The organism is Brevundimonas huaxiensis (assembly GCF_014218725.1).
GTDB classification, from domain to species: domain Bacteria; phylum Pseudomonadota; class Alphaproteobacteria; order Caulobacterales; family Caulobacteraceae; genus Brevundimonas; species Brevundimonas huaxiensis.
Genome location: NZ_JABBJE010000003.1, coordinates 38,853 through 56,735, shown reverse-complemented (window position 1 = coordinate 56,735; position 17,883 = coordinate 38,853). Strand labels below are relative to the sequence as shown.

Here is a 17,883-nt window from a genome sequence, read left to right as displayed (position 1 = left end):
CGCCTTGACCGCGTGCCAATACGAGGTCACGTAGTCGATAGTGACAAATCAGGGTGTCGATATGAAAGCTCGAATATTCGCCGCAGCGACAGCGCTCGTTTTCAGCGCGATTTCCGTGTCTGCATTTGCGCAAACGACGCCCTCATCAGGGTATGGGCCTGCAGGATCTCGAAACGGGATTGAAGCCCCCAGCGAACGGGTGACGCCGTCGCGCGTTCAGCGCCGCAGCAACAACCAACCGCGACGCGAGCGTCAACCGGCTCCACCCACCGCGGAAGAGATTCTGGCGGCCGCCCAGCAACAAGCCAGCTTGGCCAGCGCCAACTGTCAGGTCAATGAAGCCAAGCTGCTTGGGCAAACCGCCGAAAAGACTTCGGTGTATGAAGTGGCCTGCGCCACGGGTCCTGGCTTCATCATCGAGTCCAAGACACCCCCGTCCGCGACCAGCTGCATTGCACTCGCCTATTCGGCCCGCGTGGCACGTGAACGCGATCCCGCCGCCGATGTCGGCCTGCAATGCACGATCGCAGCCAACACCGACACCGACAAGTTCCTGCGCGAATACGCCCAACAGGCCGGCGTTCCTTGTGCGGTCGATCAGACTAAGGTGCTGGGACAGTCTAACGGCGGTGTTGTCGTCTACGAAATCGGGTGCGCCGACGGTCCGGGCTTCTGGATCAGGCAAGACGCCGGCGTCTGGAGCAAAACGCCGTGCCTTCAAGTCTTGGCCGAGAACGGCGCCTGCGAATTTACGACCACGGCCGAAAACGCCACCTTCGTAAAAGCGCTCCTCGCCGGCTCGGAAGCCGCATCCTGCAACGTCGTCGAAGCCCGTCTGATGGGGCAGAATGCAAACGGCATGTTCTATGAAGCCAAGTGCGATGGAGCCGATGGCGTTATCGCGCGCGTGAACGCCGAAAACGCGGTTCAGCAAATCTATCCTTGCGCTACGGCCCAGCGGATCGGTGGAGGCTGCAAGCTGACCACAGCGCCGGCCGCGGCTGCGGCGCCTGCCGGCGGTCGCCCGTAAGCCGATCAATAGACTGATCGAAGGGCCGTCGGAGCGATCCGGCGGCCCTTTTCTTTTGCGCCCTCTTTTCCAAAACCGAGACGCAGCCTAGCGTCGCCGTCATGCGCATCGCCACCTGGAACGTGAACTCCGTCAACGCCCGCCTGCCCACCGTCCTGGCGTGGCTGGAGCAGGCCGCCCCCGACGTCGCCTGTTTCCAGGAGATCAAATGCGTGGACGAGAAGTTCCCGCGCGAGGCCTTCGAGAGCCTGGGCTACAACGTCGAAACCCACGGGCAGAAGAGCTACAACGGCGTCGCCCTGCTGTCGAAATATCCGCTGTCCGACATCCGACGCGGCCTGCCCGGCGACGAGACCGACGAACAGGCGCGCTATATCGAGGCCCTGGTCGAGGCGCCCCGCCCGATCCGCGTCGGCGCGATCTACCTGCCGAACGGCAATCCCACCGGGACCGAGAAGTTCGATTACAAGCTGGCCTGGTTCGAGCGGCTAAACCGCCATGCTCGCGACCTGCTGGCGTTCGAGGAGCCGCTGGTCCTCTGCGGCGACTACAATGTCATCCCCGAGGCCGAAGACGCCAAGAATCCCGCCGCCTGGACCGACGACGCCCTCTTCCAACCCCAGAGCCGCCAGGCCTTCCGCGCGCTCAAGAACCTGGGCCTGGCCGACGCGCACGAGATCGGCGGCGAACCGGCGGGAACCTATACCTTCTGGGACTATCAGGCCGGCGCCTGGCAGCGTGACCATGGCATCCGCATCGACTTCGCCCTGCTGTCGCCGCAGGCCGCCGACCGGTTCCGGGGGATCGAGACTCACCGCGACGCCCGCGACATGGAAAAACCCAGCGACCACGTCCCTGTGGTGGTCGATCTCGATCTGGAGGCCTGACGACCATGGCCGACGTCTTGCGGGTGGTGTTGCTGATCGCCCTCCCGGCGGCCCTGCTGACAACCCTCGCCCTGGCGCTTTCGTGGTGGATGGAGCCGCCGCGCCGCCTGCACCGCGCCATGCTCAAGACCCTGGGCGCCGCGCCAGAGGTCGAGGCCGTTTCACCGGGCGAAGGTCGCGCCTGCGCCCTGAACTTCGACGTCGAACAGGTGGTCGTCCTGTGGGCCAACGGCGCCCACGGCCTGGTCTATGCCTTCGATGAGGTGGAGGGGGGCGAGATCATCGTGGACGGCCACGTCGTCGCCCGCATCCGTCGCGGCGAGGCGCGCAAGTCGCTGGACGTGCTGGCCCCCGACGCCGAACAGGTGGTGCTGCGGCTGATGTTCGCCGACGCCCGACACCCTGAGTTCGAGCTGGCCCTGTGGGACGCCGCCCTGCCCGTCCAGACCGGCTCGCCCGGCGAGGCGCTACGTCTCGGCCGCCGCTGGTTGTCGCATCTGGAGGCCCTGCTGAAGGGCTGAGACGCCGCATGGGCCTTTCAGTCGCCGCGATGCGGCGTTAGAAGCCCGGCTCACTCCTAACCGACACGCCTTTATCAGGGAGGCCGCCTTGGCCCGCCTTTTCGACGCCTATATCGTCGCTGACTGGACCGCCGCTGAAACCAAGAAGCTCGGCGACACCTCGCTGTGGATCGGCGTGGCCAAACGCGACGTGCGCTTCCGCCTCTATACCGAGACGCACAATGTCGCGACCCGGGCCGAGGGCGAGGCCCTGCTGGCGTCGATCCTGGCGGACCACAGAAAGCGCGGCGACCGGGTGCTGGTCGGGCTGGACTTCAACTTCGGCTATCCCGCCGGCACGGCTGCGCGGCTGAAGCTGGACGGAACCCCGTGGCAAGCCATGTGGAAATTCATCGCCTCCAACATCGTGGACAAGGCCGACAACACCAACAACCGCTATCAGGTGGCGGCCAAGATGAACCGGCTGATGACCGACGAGGCCTGGCCACTGTGGGGTGCACCGGCCAAACAGGCCCAACGCTGGTTGACCACGACCAAACCCCCGGCAGGTGCCGGCGCCGACATCCCCGAGTTCCGCGCCACCGAGAACGCCGCCCGCAAGGGCCGGCTTCAGCCCAAGAGCGTGTGGCAGATGCACGGCGCGGGCGCCGTGGGCGGCCAGACCCTGGTCGGCATCCCGGCTGTGCGGCGACTGCTGGAAAGCCTCGGCCCGTCAGGCGCCGTCTGGCCCTTCGGCACCGGCTGGCGCGCGCTGACCCCCGATGACGTGGAACCCTTGTCGGCCGTGGTTGTCGAGGTCTGGCCGTCGATGCACGAGACCAAGCCTCAACCCGGCGAGTTTAAGGACCAGGCCCAGGTCCGCTCCACGGCGGAGACGCTCGCCCGGATGGACGAGGCCGGCGACCTGGCCAAGGCGTTCGCCCCACCCCAGAACGCCACGCCCGAATTGATCGCCCAGGTCGAGCAGGAAGAGGGCTGGATCCTGGGCGTCTAAAAGGTTCAGTCAGCCGATCAAGGCCCGCGCCGCCGCGCGGGCTTCGTCGGTAATCTCGGCGCCGGACAGCATGCGGGCGATCTCTTCCTGACGGCGCTGGTCGTCCAGGGCGACGACGGTGGTGGTGGTCAGACCGTCGCGATCGGCCTTCATCACCTTCCAGTGGGCATGGCCGCGCGCGGCGACCTGAGGGCTGTGGGTCACGACCAGGACCTGGGCGCCATTCGACAGGCGTTTCAGGCGCGAACCGACGGCTTCGGCGACCGCGCCGCCCACGCCCTGATCGACCTCGTCGAAGATCATCACGGGCTGTCGCATGTCCTCGCGGCTCGCGAGCGCCGCCTTCATCGCCAGGGCGAAACGCGCCAGCTCGCCGCCCGAGGCGATGGCGTCCAGCGGGCCGAAGTCGGTTCCGGCGTTGGTGGCGATCTGGAAGCGCACCGTCTCGACGCCGTCCGGCCCACGCCGGCCCTCGATCGGTTCCAGCGCCACGCGGAACCGCGCGCGCTCCAGCTTCAGTGGGCCCAGCTCTGCCATGACGGCGGCGGTCAGGCGTTCGGCGGCGGCCTCGCGCGCCGAGGTCAGGAAGGTGGCCGCCAGATCATAGGCTTCCGCCGCCTCGGCCGCCTCGCGCCCGGCATTGGTCAGCGCCTCCTCGCCATCCTCGATCAGCCGAAGCTGCTCGCGCAGGCGAATGCGCAGGGTCGGCAGGGCGTCGACGGTGGTGTGCAGCTTGCGGGCGGCGGCGCGCAGGGCGAACAGTCGCTCCTCGGCCTTGTCCAGACGACCGGGCTCATAGTCGAAGGCGTCGGCGGCGGCGTCCACGGCGGCGAGGGCTTCCGCCGCCTCGACCATGGTGCGGTCGATCGCCTCCACGGCGGCCGACAGTTTGACGATGACAGGATGATCGCCCTCGGCGCCAGCCTGCCCTGCCCTCTGGCGCGCATGTTCCACGGCCCTCAGCGCCGCGCCCAGCTTCTGGCTCAGCTTGTCGCCGCCCAGCTGCGTGCGCGCATCGCCCAGATCGGCGATGGCCTTTTCAGCGGCGCCCAGCAGGGCGCGTTCGCCGGCCAGTTCCGTCTCTTCGTCGGCGCGCGGATCCAGCGCATCCAGTTCGGAGAGGTTCAGACTGATCTCTTCGCGCCGCGCATCGGCGTCCGCCGCCTGCGCCTTCAGCTCCGCCAGCCTGGCTTCGGCGGCCTTAAGTTTTGACGAGGCCGAAGCGACCGCCGACAACTGCGGCTGCAGTCCGCCATAGGCGTCCAGCGAAGCGCGGTGCGTGCGCCAGTCCAGCAAACCCACCGTCTCATGCTGTCCGTGCACCTCGACCAGGGCCGCGCCGATCTCTCGCACGGCGGTCACACCAGCCGGCTGATCGTTGACATAGGCCCGGCTGCGACCGTCGGCGCCCAAGACGCGCCGCAGGATCAGCTCCTCGCCCGGCTGAACCTCGAAGCCCTTGTCGGCGATCAGGGCCAGCAGATCGGGATCGTCGGGAGCGGAGAAGACGGCGGTGGCCACAGCCTGTTTGGCGCCATTGCGCACCAGGCCGGCGTCGCCGCGCCCGCCGAGCGCCAGGCCGAGCGCGTCCAGAATGATCGACTTGCCGGCTCCGGTTTCGCCGGTCAGCACGGTCAGGCCGTTCTCGACCTCGAGATCGAGCACGTCCACCAAGACGACGTCACGAATGGAAAGGGCGGTCAGCATCGCGTCAGGCGCCGGCGGAACGAATCATGACCGACAGAATCCCGATCCGCGCCGGATTGCACAAGCCGTCGCGTGCTCAGCCCGGAATGATCCGCTGCAGCCAGCTTTCGCGCTTGCCCTCGGGCGCCTTGTCCGGCGTCTGGCCGTTTTCGGTCAGCAGCGCATAGGCCTCGGCGTACCACGGGCTGCCCGGATAGTTGTAGCCCAGCACGGCGCCGTTCCGCGTCGCCTCTTCCTTCAGACCCAGCTGAAGGTTGACTTCGACCAGGCGATACAGGGCTTCGGGCGTGTGCGAGGTGCGCTGGAAGTCCGGGTTGGCGATCACGGCCTTGTAGCGGTTCAGGGCCGCCAGCGGCTGGTTGGCGCGCTGATAGTAGCGGCCGATGTTCATTTCCTTGCCGGCCAGCTGGTCGTTGACCATGTCGATCTTGACGGCGGCGTCGGACGCATAAGGCGTGCCCGGATAGCGGCGCGAGACATCCTTCAGCCCGGCCAGGGCGGCGGTGGCGTAACCCTGATCACGCCCCACGTCCGTGATCTGTTCGAAATTGCAGACGGCCTTCATGTAGAAGGCGTAGGAGGCCGACGGATTGCCGGGGAACAGCTGGATGAACCGGTCGGCCGCCGCGATGGCGTCGGCATAGGCGTTGTTCTGATAGTAGGCGTAGATCTGCATCAGGATCGAACGACGCGCCCAGTCAGAATAGGGATGCTGGCGTTCGACTTCCTGGAAATAGTCCACGGCGTCGGACCAGCGGCGCTGCTGCAGCCGATCATAACCGGTGTTGTAGAGCGCCTCGACCGGACGTTCCTCATAGGCCAGCTTGGGGCGGTTCTTGCCCGCGCAGCCTGAAATCGTCACTGCGGCGAGCGCCGCGGCCATCAGCACCATGCCGGAACGGAACTTAGAAGCGGACAAGGACGACCCCATGACGTGTGAAGGACGGCCCTGAAGCCGTTCCCCGGAAACCAACGCGGCGACCTCTAGCACCCGCAACCGAGCCGCGCCATGCCGAGGAAAACTCAGCATACGACTTGCCCTGCCCGGCTCCACTGGTAAAGAGCGCGCCAACCGACCGCCGTTCATGGGGGGCGGATGACGGCGAAAGGATGACCGGCCGATGAAGCTGCTTTCAGGCAACTCCAACCGCGCACTGTCCCAGGCGATCGCCGACCACCTGGATGCGCCCCTGACCAAGGCCCAGGTCAAGCGGTTCGCCGACAACGAGGTCTTCGCCATCATCGAGGAAAACGTCCGCGGCGAGGACGTCTTCATCCTGCAGTCGACCTCCTATCCGGCCAACGACAACCTGATGGAGCTGTTGATCATCACCGACGCCCTGGTGCGGGCCTCGGCGAAACGGATCACGGCCGTCATCCCCTATTTCGGCTATGCGCGTCAGGACCGTAAGACCGGCGGCCGCACGCCGATCTCGGCCAAGCTGGTGGCCAATCTCATCACCCGCGCCGGCGCCGACCGCGTCCTGACGATGGATCTGCACGCCGGTCAGATCCAGGGCTTCTTCGACATTCCGACCGACAATCTGGTCGCGACCCCGGTGCTGGCGCAGGACATCAAGGAAAACTACGCCCGCGGCGACGACCTGATGATCGTCTCGCCCGACGTCGGCGGCGTGGTGCGCGCCCGCGCCCTGGCCAGCCGCCTGGATGCCGATCTCGCCATCGTCGACAAGCGCCGGCCCAAGGCGGGCGAGAGCGAGGTGATGAACATCATCGGCGACGTGCAGGGCCGCCGCTGCATCCTGTTCGATGACATCGTCGATTCGGGTGGCACCCTGGTCAACGCCGCCAAGGCCCTGATCGACCAGGGCGCGACGGAGGTTTCGGCCTACATCAGCCACGGCGTCCTGTCCGGCCCCGCCGTCCAGCGCATCACCGACGGCCCGCTGAAGGAGCTGGTGATCACCAACTCGATCGAGCAACCCCACGAAGTTTTGAACTGTCCGAAAATCCGAGCGGTTTCCGTAGCTCCGCTGGTCGGAGAGGCTATCCGACGGATCGCCAACGAAGAATCGGTGTCGAAACTGTTCGATTAACCATCGGCTAACCATAAGGCCCGCCTTATAAGCGCCAAACAGTATTGGCGCTTTTTGCCCGCGTGATCGCCTGAGGAAGTCTCCATGAAAACGGCCCTACTGAGCCGCGGCCTGTCGGCCGCCGCCCTCGCCGCCGCTGTCCTGCTCGCCAGTTGCGAAAGCGGACCCTCGAAGGCCGAGCTGGAAGCCCAGCGTCTGGCCGCCGAACTGGCCGCCCGAAAGCCGCCCCCCGTGTCGCTGAACCAGGGCGTGGCGGACGCCGCCGCGATCTACGTCGCTTACTTGCGCGAAGCCCAGACGATCCAGCCGGGCGGCTTCCCCGATGCGGAATCGATCCAAGCCGCCCTGCGCAAGGGTTCGGCCTATGACGCCGACCAGTTGTCGCGCGGCCTGATCGCTTACGGCGCCATCATCGCCCTGCAGTCGCCAGAGTTCGTCGCCGGCGTGCAGCAGTATGCAATCGATCCGGCGCAACGTCAGCGCATGGTCGCCCAGATCGTCGCCGATCCAGCCTATGCCGCCACCCTGCCCGGCGCCGACGCGGCCGCCGGCCTAATCTCGGCGACGGTGGGCAAGGACGCCATCGCCATGCGCGCCATCGCCGAGGCGATCGAGCAGGACGCCTACACCATCCAGGGCCGCAGCGATCCTCGCCGCCGCTGGGCCATTACGCCGATCCCGAACCGCGAAGTGCGGCTGGAAAGCGCAAAGACCTTGTCGGCTGCAAAGATGTTGCCGTCGCCGGAGGAATCGAGCCGCCTGTTCGCCGCCGCCAACAGCGGCACGGGCTTGGGACTGGAGCCTTCGCGCAAGGGCCCGCCCTACACCCCCGCCGTCGTCCGCTCTCTGGCCATCGCGGCTCTGGGCGCGCTGGGCGCCGGCGGCGACGAGGCCCGGGCCAACACCGAGGCCCTGACGCACGAGCCGAACAGCGAGTTCTGCATGGATATGTCCAAGCTGATGCTGTTCCAGTGCCTGGCCGCCTCGCGCCCCAGCTACGAGGACATCTTCTGCCTGGGCCGTCACATCACCCGCGACCTGGCGACCTGCACCACCGAGGCGACGCAGATCACCACCATTGTCGTCGGCGATCCTCAGGAAACCGGCGCCGCGCCGGTGCGCACGCCTATCTCCGTCACCGTCCCGCAAGCGACGCCTGTTCCGACCCCGGCCGTTGCGACCACCCAATCGCTGAACACGACGCCGCCACGCTGAGCGACGCTTCAAACAGAGCAAGGCCCGCCCCGAGCGATTGGAGCGGGCCTTTTTCTTGGGCCATCGGCCTATTCGTAACCGTGCGCCGCTTCGTTGATGACCTGTGACGGCATGGACGAGAAGTCCACGGCGACCGGCGTCGCGGTCTTGGATTGATAGGTCCGAAGCACGTGTGTCAGACGCCGACGCACCTCACGCTCGGCCTCCGTGCCGGTATCAAGCGCCAGGGGAGCCAGGCAGAAGTCGATGATGGCTTCGGTTCGGGTCAGCGGTTCCATTTGCGGGTTCCTTTCTGGTTTAAGCCGCGTGGGTGAACTGGGCGGTCTCGGTCGAGTCCTTCAGCGCCGTCGTCGAAGACGTGCCGTTGGAGATGACCGTGGCGACCTGGTCGAAATAGCCGGTGCCGACTTCGCGTTGGTGACGCGTGGCGGTGTAGCCGATGGCCTCGTTGGCGAACTCGCGCTGTTGCAGCTCCGAATAGGCCGCCATGCCGCGATCGCGATAGCCGTCCGCCAGCTCGAACATGGAGTTGTTCAGGCTGTGGAAGCCGGCCAGGGTCACGAACTGGAACTTGTAGCCCATGGCCCCCAGCTCGCGCTGGAACTTGGCGATGGTGGCGTCATCCAGCTTGGCCTTCCAGTTGAAGGACGGCGAGCAGTTATAGGCCATCAGCTTGCCCGGATGGGCCTTCTGGATGGCCTCCGCGAACTTCTTGGCGTCGTCCAGATCCGGGTGCGACGTCTCCCACCACAGCAGGTCGGCGATATTGGCGTAGGACAGGCCCCGCGCGATGCAGTGGTCTAGACCCGTGCCTTCCTTCAGGCGGAAGAAGCCCTCAGGCGTGCGGTTGTCCCGATCGATGAACGGCTGATCCCGCTCGTCGATGTCCGAGGTGATCAGCTGCGCGCTTTCGGCGTCGGTGCGGGCGACCGTTATGGTCGGCGTGCCCAAGACGTCAGCGGCCAGACGCGCAGCGACCAGGTTGCGCTCATGCGCCTGGGTCGGGATCAGGACCTTGCCGCCCAAGTGGCCGCACTTCTTCTCGGACGCCAGTTGGTCCTCGAAGTGGACGCCGGCCGCACCCGCCTCGATGAAGGCCTTCATGATCTCAAAGCTGTTCAGCGGCCCGCCGAAACCGGCTTCCGCGTCGGCGACGATGGGAACGAACCAGTCGCGCTTGGCCCCGCCCTCGGCATGTTCGATCTGATCGGCGCGTTGCAGGGTGCGGTTGATGCGGCGGCACAGCTCCGGCGCGGCGTTGGCCGGATACAGCGACTGGTCGGGATACATGGCGCCGGCCGTGTTGGCGTCGGCCGCGACCTGCCAGCCCGACAGATAGATGGCCTTCAGGCCCGCGCGGACCATCTGCATGGCCTGGTTGCCGGTGACGGCGCCCAACGCATTGATGAAGGGCTCGTCGTGCAGCAACTGCCACAGGCGGTTGGCTCCGCGCTCGGCCAGCGTATGGGTGATCGGCACCGAGCCGCGCAGGCGCAGGACGTCTTCAGGGGTGTAGGGGCGCTCGATGCCGTCGAAACGGCCAACGGGCGAAGGCACCAGATCGGCGAAGGTGGTCATGGTCGAACTCGGTCTCTGAAGGGCGCGGCCGCAGCCGCCGTCTCGAAGACAAGAACACGCGACGGTCAAAACTAATACAGACCGAAGCCCACAAACGAAGTCGTCTTGTCACATTATGACTTTGCTTAGTCAGTCACGTTGTGACAACATGCATCGATGAACGCCGCCGCTGATCGCAAGCTGTTCCTGGGCGCCCGGCTCAAGCGGCTGCGGCGCGATCTGGGCCTGACCCAGACCGCCATGGCCGCCGATCTGGACGTTTCTCCAAGTTATCTCAATCACATAGAGCGTAACCAGCGCCCGGTCTCAGCCCAGCTGCTGCTGCGATTGGCCGACACCTATGACGTCGATCTTCGCGCCCTGAACCAGGGCGGGGCGGCGGACGAGGCTCGGCTCACGGAAATCCTGACCGACCCTCTGTTCAAGGGCCTGTCCGCGCCCCGGCATGAACTGGTGCAACTGCTGGAAGAGGCGCCCGGCGTGGCCGACGCCCTGCTGCGCCTCTATCAGGCTTTCGATGACGGTCGCACGCGCGCCCGCGCCGCGGCCGAGACGGGCGAAAGCCCGATCGAGACCAGCCCCGCAGAATGGGTGCGCGAATACATCCAGTCCCGCGGCAACCATTTCCCCGAACTCGACCAGATGGGCGAGGCCCTGTCCGACGCCCTGTCCGCCGAGGCGCCCGCCCACACTGACGGCTTCGAACCCGCCGCCCGTCATCGGCTGGCGGCCAGGCACGACCTCGGCGTCCGCACTCTGCCGGCCGAGGTCATGGTGGAATGGACCCGCCGCTACGACCTGCATCGCCGCCGCCTGCTGCTGTCGGAAACCCTGGGGCCGTCCTCGCGCGCCTTCGCCATCGCCTACCAGCTGGCCCTGGCCGAGCAAGGGCCGGCGCTCAACGCGCTGGCAGAGGCCGCCGGCGCCCCGGACGGGCCGACACGCTCACTTCTAAAGGTCGCCCTGACCAACACCCTCGCCGCCGCGACCCTGATGCCCTACGCCGCCTTCCAACGCACCGCCGAGGAAACCGGCTACGACCTGGCCCGGCTGCAGGCCCGGTTCGGCGTCAGCTACGAACAGGCCGCCCATCGCCTGACCACCCTGTCGCGCCCCACGGCGCGCGGCGTGCCCTTCTTCCTGATGCGGGTCGATCAGGCGGGCAACATCTCCAAACGCTATGCGGCGGGCGCCTTTCCCTTCTCGCGTTTCGGCGGCGCCTGCCCGCGCTGGCGGCTTCACTCCGCCTTCCGCACGCCCGGCCGCATCGTCACCCAGATCATCGAGACTCCAGATGGCGGCCGCTGGTTCACCTTCGCCCGCACGGTCGAGCGGCAAGGCCACGACGGCTATGGCGAGCGCCACGACCTGGCCGTCGGCCTAGGCTGCGAACTGCGTCATGCGCATCGTCTGGCCTACGCCCACGGCATCGATCTGCAGAACCCCGAAGTCACGCCCATCGGCCCGGCCTGCCGCCTGTGTCACCGTCATCCCTGCGCCGAACGCGCCGCCGCCCCCATCGACCGCCCGCTGGCGGTCGATGACTGGTCCAAGTCCGTCAGCCCCTATCCGTTCGGCGCGGCGTGAGGCCTAGCGCCTCTGGTCGGCCGTGCGGTCGCGGATGGCGTTGAACTCGGCGGTCGGCTTCCACGCAGGCCAACTCTCGCTGTCGGCCACCGTCAGCCCCAGCCGATACAGCAGGTCCAGGTTCTGCAAGGCCGCCGTGAAGTCATAGTCGGCCCGCCATTCGTCGGTCAGCTTGTGATAATATTTGGCCATCGCCCCCTCGTAATAGGGCTTGCCTGCCTCGATCCCGCCCTCGACGAAATCACGGCCCGTCCACGGCATCAGGGCCGGCACCCCTCCGGCCGCGAAGTTGAAATGGTCGGAGCGGTAGTAGAATCCTTCCTCTGGATAGCCGTCGCCCGTCACCACCCTTCCCTGCACGGCCGCGAACCGGCCCAGGATGTCCTCCAGCTCGGACTTGCCGACGCCGAACACCGCCACGTCGCGCGTCGCCGGCGTGAAGGGCAGCATGTCGATGTTGATGTCCGCCGCCGTCCTGGCCAGCGGATAGACCGGATCGGCCGCATAGGCCTCCGAGCCCAGCAGCCCCTGCTCTTCGGCCGTGACGTGCAGGAAGACCACGGTGCGCTTCGGCGCCGGTCCAGCCTTGAACGCCCGCGCCATCTCGATCAGACCCGCCGTCCCCGACGCATTGTCCCAGGCGCCGTTGAAGATGTCGTCGCCCTCGGCGTTCGGAGTCCGGGCCTTGCCGACGTGATCCCAGTGGGCGGAATAGAAGACGTATTCGTCAGGCCGCTCCGTGCCGGGGATCTTGGCCAGCAGGTTGTTGGAGTGGATGACCTCGGTCGTTTCGGCGATATCGACGCTGAGCCGTGCGCCCAGATCGATCGCTCCGCCCAAGGCGGTTGTCTTCGCCCGCTCGACGGCGGCTTCCAGGGCCGCGCCGCCGATCGTCGTCGCCGTGGCCATGTTGATGGATCCGCTCAAGCGCGGGTCCTGCGCGCCCTTGACGGTCATCTGCGGGCGGGTCGCCCCGCCCACGGCACGGCGCCAGCGGTTGTCCTGGTCCTGAAGCGTGATGACGCCCGCGGCTCCCCGCTTCAGCGCCTCCTGGGTCTTGTGCGTGGTCGAGCCGTAGAAGTTGGGATCCTCGCCCATGACCGCCGGTTGGCCGCGCAGAATGACCACGACCTTGCCGGTCAGGTCCGCACTGCCATAGTCGTCCCAGGTCGGGCCCGAAATGCCGTAACCGGCGAAGACCAGCGGCGCAGAGGCCGTCACGACCGGTTCCGCCGACCCGGCCCGCAGGGTGATGTCTGTTCCCGACACCAGCGGATGCGACACGCCGTCCGCCCCGGTCCAGGACGCCGTCGGCGCCCGCTCTGGCGTAAACCGCACCAGATCGACAGGCTGCAGCCATGATCCGTCGCGCCCGCCCGGCTCCAGCCCCATCGCCTCATACTGCGCCTGCAGATAGGCCAGCGTCAGTCGTTCGCCGATCAAGCCGGGAAACCGGCCCTCCATCTCGTCCGACGCCAGATATTTGATGTGGTCCGACAGGCGCTGGGCGCTGAACTGAGGCGTCGCGGCCGAGGCGACGGCGAAGGCGTCCAGCTTGGGCGCCGGAGATGCGACCGGCGTCGTCGCACAGGCGGCCAGAGCGAGCGCCGCGAGGGCGACGAGGGATGAACGGCGATGAATCATTGAACTCACTCGACAGGCGGAATGGCAAAAGGGGCGGAGATTCCTCCCCGCCCCAACTCGTTTTGTTAAAAGACTAGCGGCGTTCGGACGCCGTCGTCGCGCGCACCGGCGCGAACTCCGAACCCGACTTCCACTGCGGCCAGTCGCGACCGTTCGCCAAGGCGCGACCGACATCATAGAAGACCGTCAGATCCTCGATCATGCCGCTGTAGTCCCAGTCGGGCGACCACTCATCCGCCGCCTGGTGATAGCGTTTGGCGCCGTATTCCGACCGCGCCGCCTCGCGCGCGGCGATCGGTTCATCGCGGAATTCGCCACGGCTGCCGGCATAGGCCATCGGCACGCCGCGCTTGGCCAGCGGGAAGTGGTCCGAGCGGTAATAGGTGCCGGCAGCATTCTCGTAATCCGGCACCAATGACCGCCCCTGGGGCTGGACCGCCGCCGCCAGACGCTCGTCGAAGTCCGACTGGCCATATCCGGTGACGCCCAGACCCGTGACGCGGCCATAGACGTTCATCGAGTCCATGTTGAACCCGCCCACCGTCTTGGCCAGCGGATAGACCGGGTTCACCGCATAGTATTCCGAACCCAGCAGGCCGCTTTCCTCGCCAGTGAAGCTGATCATCACGATGGAGCGTTCGGTGCGCGGCGCGCGACCGAACATGCGCGCCAGCTCCAGCAGACCCGCCGTGCCCGAGGCGTTGTCCACCGCCCCGTTGAAGATTTGGTCGCCGGTCGCATCCGGCTCGCCCATGCCGATGTGATCCCAGTGGGCGGTATACAGGATCGTCTCGTCCGAATGGGTCGTGCCCGGCAGGCGGGCGATGACATTGTGGCTGGTGACCTGATTAGTGGCCACGTCGAACTCGGTCGAGAAGGACGCGCCGGGCAAGGCGACGGGCTGGAAGTCGCGGCGGCGCGCCTGGACCTTCAGCGCCTCGAAATCCAGACCCGCACGGCGGAACAGGTCGACCGCCACGTCACGCTGGATCCAGCCCTCCATCGGCACGCGCTCCGCCGCCGCATTTTGGCGCAGGATGTCGAACTGCGGCACGCCCCATGAGTTGGCGACCGTCTGCCAGCCGTAAGACGCCGGCGCCGTCTCGTGCACGATCAGCACGCCCGCCGCGCCCTGTTTGGCCGCCTCCTCGTACTTGTAGGTCCAGCGGCCGTAATAGGTCATGGCCTTGCCGCCGAAGGTGTTCAGCGCCGGCTCTTCGAAGTCGGCGTCATTGACCAGCACGACCAGGATCTTGCCGCGTAGGTCCTGGCCCTTGAAGTCGTTCCACTGCCGCTCGGGCGCATTGATGCCATAGCCGACGAAGACCAACGGCGCGTCCTTCAGGCTGACGTGTTCGGCCGGGCGGCGGGTCGAGATGGCGACCTCTCGCCCTTGCGTCATCGGCAGGGTCCAGTCGCCCAGCTTCAATGAGGCCCGCACATTGGACTGGGTGAAGCGGTTCAGGATCACGTCCTGGGTCCACTGACCATTCGGCCCGCCCGGCTCGAACCCTGCGGCGGCGTAGCCTTCGCTCAGATAACGGATGACCTTTTCCTCAGTCGGGGTGGCGATACCGCGCCCCTCGAAGCTGTCGTCCGACAGCGTCTTGATGTCCTGCGAGATCCTAGCCGCATCGAAATTCGGGACAGTATCAACCGCAGCGGGATCAGACGCCGTGGCGCAGGCGGACAAGGCGACGCTCGCCAAAAGAACGGCGGCCAAAGAAGAGACAAGACGCATGAACTGAAGGCCCCACAGCCGGAAACGATACGCGACCCTAGGGGGCGAACTTCGCCCTGTCGATGCTGCGTCCCGGACCTTTCGTCGCAAACGAAAAAGCCCGCCGAGGCGAACCTCAGCGGGCTTACGATTTCGATCCGGCGGCGATGCCCTTAGTGGGCGACGCCCTTCCAGATGCGGCGGTAGGCGACATAGGTGATGCCGGCGAACAGCAACAGATAGATCATCACGCCCAGACCGGCCTGCTTGCGCTCGACCATCTTCGGCTCGGACGTCCAGGCGATGAAGGCCGCGACGTCCTTGGCGTATTGATCGACCGTCTGCGGCGAGCCGTCGTCATAGGTCACCTGACCGTTCTGAAGCGGCGGCGGCATGGCGATGAAGCCGCCGGGCGGAACGTCCTTGTGGTCGCCCGTCCAGAACGGCGTCAGGTCGCCGGCCATATAGGGGTTGTAGTGCTGACCCTCGCGGATCTGCAGGCCGGCCGGCGCGGCCTTGTAGCCCGACAGAAGCGAATAGATGTAGTTGGCGCCGTCATGACGGGCCTTGGCCATGACCGAAAGATCAGGCGGCGCAGCGCCGCCATTGCCCGCCGCCGCCGCCGTGGCGTTCGGATAGGGGGCGCGGAACTTGTCGGCGGGCGTGGCGTCGCGCTGGATCGCCTCGCCGGTCTCGCTGTCGATGTCGCCGACCTGATTTTCCTTGGCCAGAGCCTTCACGACGGGGTTGTCGTTCGGGTTCGGATACTTCGGATTCCAGAACGGCCCATGACGGTCGCCCAGGTTCCGATAGTGCATCAGATTCATGCTGTGACAGGCGGCGCAGACCTCGTGATAAACCTTGTAGCCGCGTTGCAGCTGACCTTGGTCATAGGTGCCGAACGGCCCCTCGAAGCTGAACCCGCCTGAGCGCGGATGGGCGGCGGCGCCTGCCGCCATAGCGGGAGCGGCCGCGCTCAACAGACCAAGCGCGATGGCGGCCGAAGCGATGAACGTCTTGAACGACACGGTCTTCATTCCAATCGTCATGATTTTCAGACCTTGTGCTCGACGGCGCCGGCGCCGGTCAGGACCGGCTCGGAGATCGTCGCCGGGATCGGCAGCGGCTGCTCCTTCAACCCGACCAATGGCATGAGGATCAGGAAGAAGACGAAGTAGTAGAGTGTGAAGACCCGTGTCAGCCACAGGTAGGAGTTCAGGTCGCCGTCGATCAGGGTGAAGGTCTTGAACGACCCGATCACCGGCGCGTCAGGCAGCTGACCACCGCACCAGCCCAGGCCCACGCCCACCACCAGGAAGATGATGAAGAAGGTCCGCATCGTCGGGCGATAGCGCATCGACCGCACCTTGGACGTATCCAGCCAGGGCAGGACGAACAGCACGCCGATGGCGCTGAACATCGCCACCACGCCGCCGAACTTGTCCGGAATGGCGCGCAGGATCGCGTAGAAGGGCAGCATGTACCACTCGGGCACGATGTGCGCCGGCGTCTGCAGCGGGTTGGCCGGAATGTAGTTGTCGGCGTGGCCCAGCGCGTTCGGCTGATAGAAGACGAATATGGCGAACAGGATCAGGAACAGGATGATCGCAAAGCCGTCCTTGACCGTGAAATACGGGTGGAACGGCAGCGTGTCCTTCTTCTCGCGATCCTTGGGGATCAGGATGCCGACCGGGTTGTTCTGACCGGCCGAGTGCAGCGCCCAAAGGTGCAGCACGACGCAGCCCAGGATCGCAAACGGCAGCAGATAGTGCAGCGAGAAGAAGCGGTTCAGCGTCGCATTGTCGATCGCCGGGCCGCCGCGCAGCCAGATCAGGATCGGCTCGCCCAGCACCGGGATGGCGCCGATCAGGTTGGTGATGACCTCTGCGCCCCAGAACGACATCTGGCCCCAAGGCAAGACGTAACCCAAGAAGGCGGTGGCGATCATCAGGAAGAAGATCACGCAGCCGATGATCCAGATCATCTCGCGCGGCGCTTTGTATGAGCCGTAGTAGAGGCCGCGCAGCATGTGCAGATAGACGGCGATGAAGAACATCGATGCGCCGTTGGCGTGGACGTAGCGGATCAGCCAGCCGCCGTTCACGTCGCGCATGATGCGCTCGACCGAGGCGAAGGCCAGGTCGACGTTCGGCGTATAGTGCATGGCCAGAACGATGCCGGTGACGATCTGCGTCATCAGGCACAGGGCCAGGATGCCGCCGAAGGTCCACCAGTAGTTCAGGTTTCGCGGCGTCGGCAGGGACATGTAGTCCGCGCCGAAACGGATGATCGGCAGCCGGGTGTCCAGCCACTTCTCGACGCCCGTCTTCGGGACGTAGGTGCTCTCGTGATCGCTCATGATTCCCCCTTGGTCCTCAGCCGATCTTGACGCGGGTGTCGGACAGATAATCGTATTCCGGCACCACCAGGTTCAGAGGCGCCGGCCCCTTACGAATGCGGCCGGAGGCGTCGTAGTGCGAGCCGTGGCAGGGGCAGAACCAGCCGCCGTAATCGCCCGCGCCGAAGGTCGGCACGCAGCCCAGGTGCGTGCACGAGCCGATGACGACCAGATATTTCTCGTGACCCGGCTTGGTGCGCTCGGCGTCGGTCTGGGGCTGTTTCAGGTCGGGCGCGTGATCGTCCGCGATGACCTTCTGCAGCTCGGCCGGGGTGCGGTAACGCACGAACACCGGCTTGCCCTGCCATTTGATGACGACCTGCTGGCCTTCCTGAACCTTCGTCAGGTCGAACTCGATCGACGCCAGCGCCAGCGTATCGGCCGCCGGATTCATCTGGTTGATCAGCGGCCAGGCGATCATGGCGCCCGCGCCGACCGCTGCGGCGCCCGCCGCGATGTAGATAAAGTCCCGACGATTGGGATCACCGCCCTCAGGGCTGTGACCGTCTTCCGTATGCACGACCGATTCGGCCACGTTTCCACCT

Annotated in this window: 16 protein-coding genes; 7 read left to right on the top strand and 9 right to left on the bottom strand. The window is 66.3% G+C overall.

The genetic code is table 11. From position 1 onward, the window contains the following. The first annotated feature begins 61 nt into the window (after window positions 1–61). The 4 genes from HF680_RS07560 (at window position 62) to HF680_RS07545 (ending at window position 3,432) form a co-directional block, all read left to right on the top strand. Complete coding sequence (locus HF680_RS07560) at window positions 62–1,030, top strand: hypothetical protein (RefSeq protein WP_185224615.1); 969 nt, start codon at window positions 62–64, stop codon at window positions 1,028–1,030. A 101-nt stretch (window positions 1,031–1,131) separates the two neighbouring features. Then, window positions 1,132–1,917 (top strand): exodeoxyribonuclease III, encoded by a 786-nt coding sequence (gene xth, locus HF680_RS07555; protein WP_185224614.1) that lies wholly within the window; start codon window positions 1,132–1,134, stop codon window positions 1,915–1,917. A gap of 5 nt (window positions 1,918–1,922) precedes the next feature. Next, window positions 1,923–2,438 (top strand): hypothetical protein, encoded by a 516-nt coding sequence (locus HF680_RS07550; RefSeq protein WP_185224613.1) that lies wholly within the window; start codon window positions 1,923–1,925, stop codon window positions 2,436–2,438. Between the two features lie 88 nt (window positions 2,439–2,526). Continuing rightward, on the top strand, window positions 2,527–3,432 hold the full coding sequence (locus HF680_RS07545) for a cobalamin biosynthesis protein CbiG (RefSeq protein ID WP_185224612.1): 906 nt from the start codon (window positions 2,527–2,529) through the stop codon (window positions 3,430–3,432). A gap of 9 nt (window positions 3,433–3,441) precedes the next feature. Here the strand turns inward: HF680_RS07545 and recN are convergent, their stop codons facing one another. Further along, entirely contained in the window at window positions 3,442–5,139 is a 1,698-nt protein-coding gene (gene recN, locus HF680_RS07540; protein WP_185224611.1) for a DNA repair protein RecN, read from the bottom strand. Between the two features lie 76 nt (window positions 5,140–5,215). After that, the gene (locus HF680_RS07535) at window positions 5,216–6,070 is read right to left on the bottom strand and encodes an outer membrane protein assembly factor BamD (RefSeq protein ID WP_038293489.1); all 855 of its coding nucleotides are present in this window, start codon (window positions 6,068–6,070) and stop codon (window positions 5,216–5,218) included. 190 nt (window positions 6,071–6,260) lie between these two features. On the opposite strand from HF680_RS07535, the gene HF680_RS07530 reads away from it, so the two are divergent. Both HF680_RS07530 and HF680_RS07525 read left to right on the top strand, forming a co-directional pair. Then, the gene (locus HF680_RS07530; protein WP_017504159.1) at window positions 6,261–7,196 is read left to right on the top strand and encodes a ribose-phosphate pyrophosphokinase; all 936 of its coding nucleotides are present in this window, start codon (window positions 6,261–6,263) and stop codon (window positions 7,194–7,196) included. 84 nt (window positions 7,197–7,280) lie between these two features. Next, on the top strand, window positions 7,281–8,411 hold the full coding sequence (locus tag HF680_RS07525) for a hypothetical protein (protein ID WP_185224610.1): 1,131 nt from the start codon (window positions 7,281–7,283) through the stop codon (window positions 8,409–8,411). A gap of 68 nt (window positions 8,412–8,479) precedes the next feature. On the opposite strand, the gene HF680_RS07520 is transcribed toward HF680_RS07525, so the two are convergent. Both HF680_RS07520 and aceA read right to left on the bottom strand, forming a co-directional pair. After that, window positions 8,480–8,689 carry a hypothetical protein gene (locus HF680_RS07520; RefSeq protein WP_045810109.1) on the bottom strand — a complete coding sequence of 70 codons (210 nt, stop codon included), beginning with the start codon at window positions 8,687–8,689 and terminating at the stop codon, window positions 8,480–8,482. A 19-nt stretch (window positions 8,690–8,708) separates the two neighbouring features. Continuing rightward, window positions 8,709–9,989: an isocitrate lyase gene (gene aceA / locus HF680_RS07515; RefSeq protein ID WP_185224609.1), complete on the bottom strand. Its 1,281-nt coding sequence runs from the start codon at window positions 9,987–9,989 to the stop codon at window positions 8,709–8,711. A gap of 156 nt (window positions 9,990–10,145) precedes the next feature. Between aceA and HF680_RS07510 the strand changes: the two genes are divergently transcribed. After that, window positions 10,146–11,576 (top strand): helix-turn-helix domain-containing protein, encoded by a 1,431-nt coding sequence (locus HF680_RS07510; RefSeq protein WP_185224608.1) that lies wholly within the window; start codon window positions 10,146–10,148, stop codon window positions 11,574–11,576. 3 nt (window positions 11,577–11,579) lie between these two features. Here HF680_RS07510 and HF680_RS07505 read toward each other — a convergent pair whose 3' ends face one another. From HF680_RS07505 to petA, 5 genes are all read right to left on the bottom strand, one after another. Beyond that, complete coding sequence (locus tag HF680_RS07505) at window positions 11,580–13,220, bottom strand: M28 family peptidase (protein WP_185224607.1); 1,641 nt, start codon at window positions 13,218–13,220, stop codon at window positions 11,580–11,582. Window positions 13,221–13,293: 73 nt separating this feature from the next. Next, on the bottom strand, window positions 13,294–14,961 hold the full coding sequence (locus HF680_RS07500) for a M28 family metallopeptidase (protein ID WP_185224606.1): 1,668 nt from the start codon (window positions 14,959–14,961) through the stop codon (window positions 13,294–13,296). Window positions 14,962–15,113: 152 nt separating this feature from the next. Then, a complete protein-coding gene (locus HF680_RS07495) occupies window positions 15,114–15,977 on the bottom strand; it encodes a cytochrome c1 (protein WP_185224823.1) in 864 nt (287 codons plus the stop codon). 17 nt (window positions 15,978–15,994) lie between these two features. Beyond that, a complete protein-coding gene (locus HF680_RS07490; protein ID WP_185224605.1) occupies window positions 15,995–17,299 on the bottom strand; it encodes a cytochrome b in 1,305 nt (434 codons plus the stop codon). A 16-nt stretch (window positions 17,300–17,315) separates the two neighbouring features. Then, on the bottom strand, window positions 17,316–17,873 hold the full coding sequence (gene petA, locus HF680_RS07485; RefSeq protein ID WP_045810115.1) for a ubiquinol-cytochrome c reductase iron-sulfur subunit: 558 nt from the start codon (window positions 17,871–17,873) through the stop codon (window positions 17,316–17,318). Window positions 17,874–17,883 lie beyond the last annotated feature (10 nt).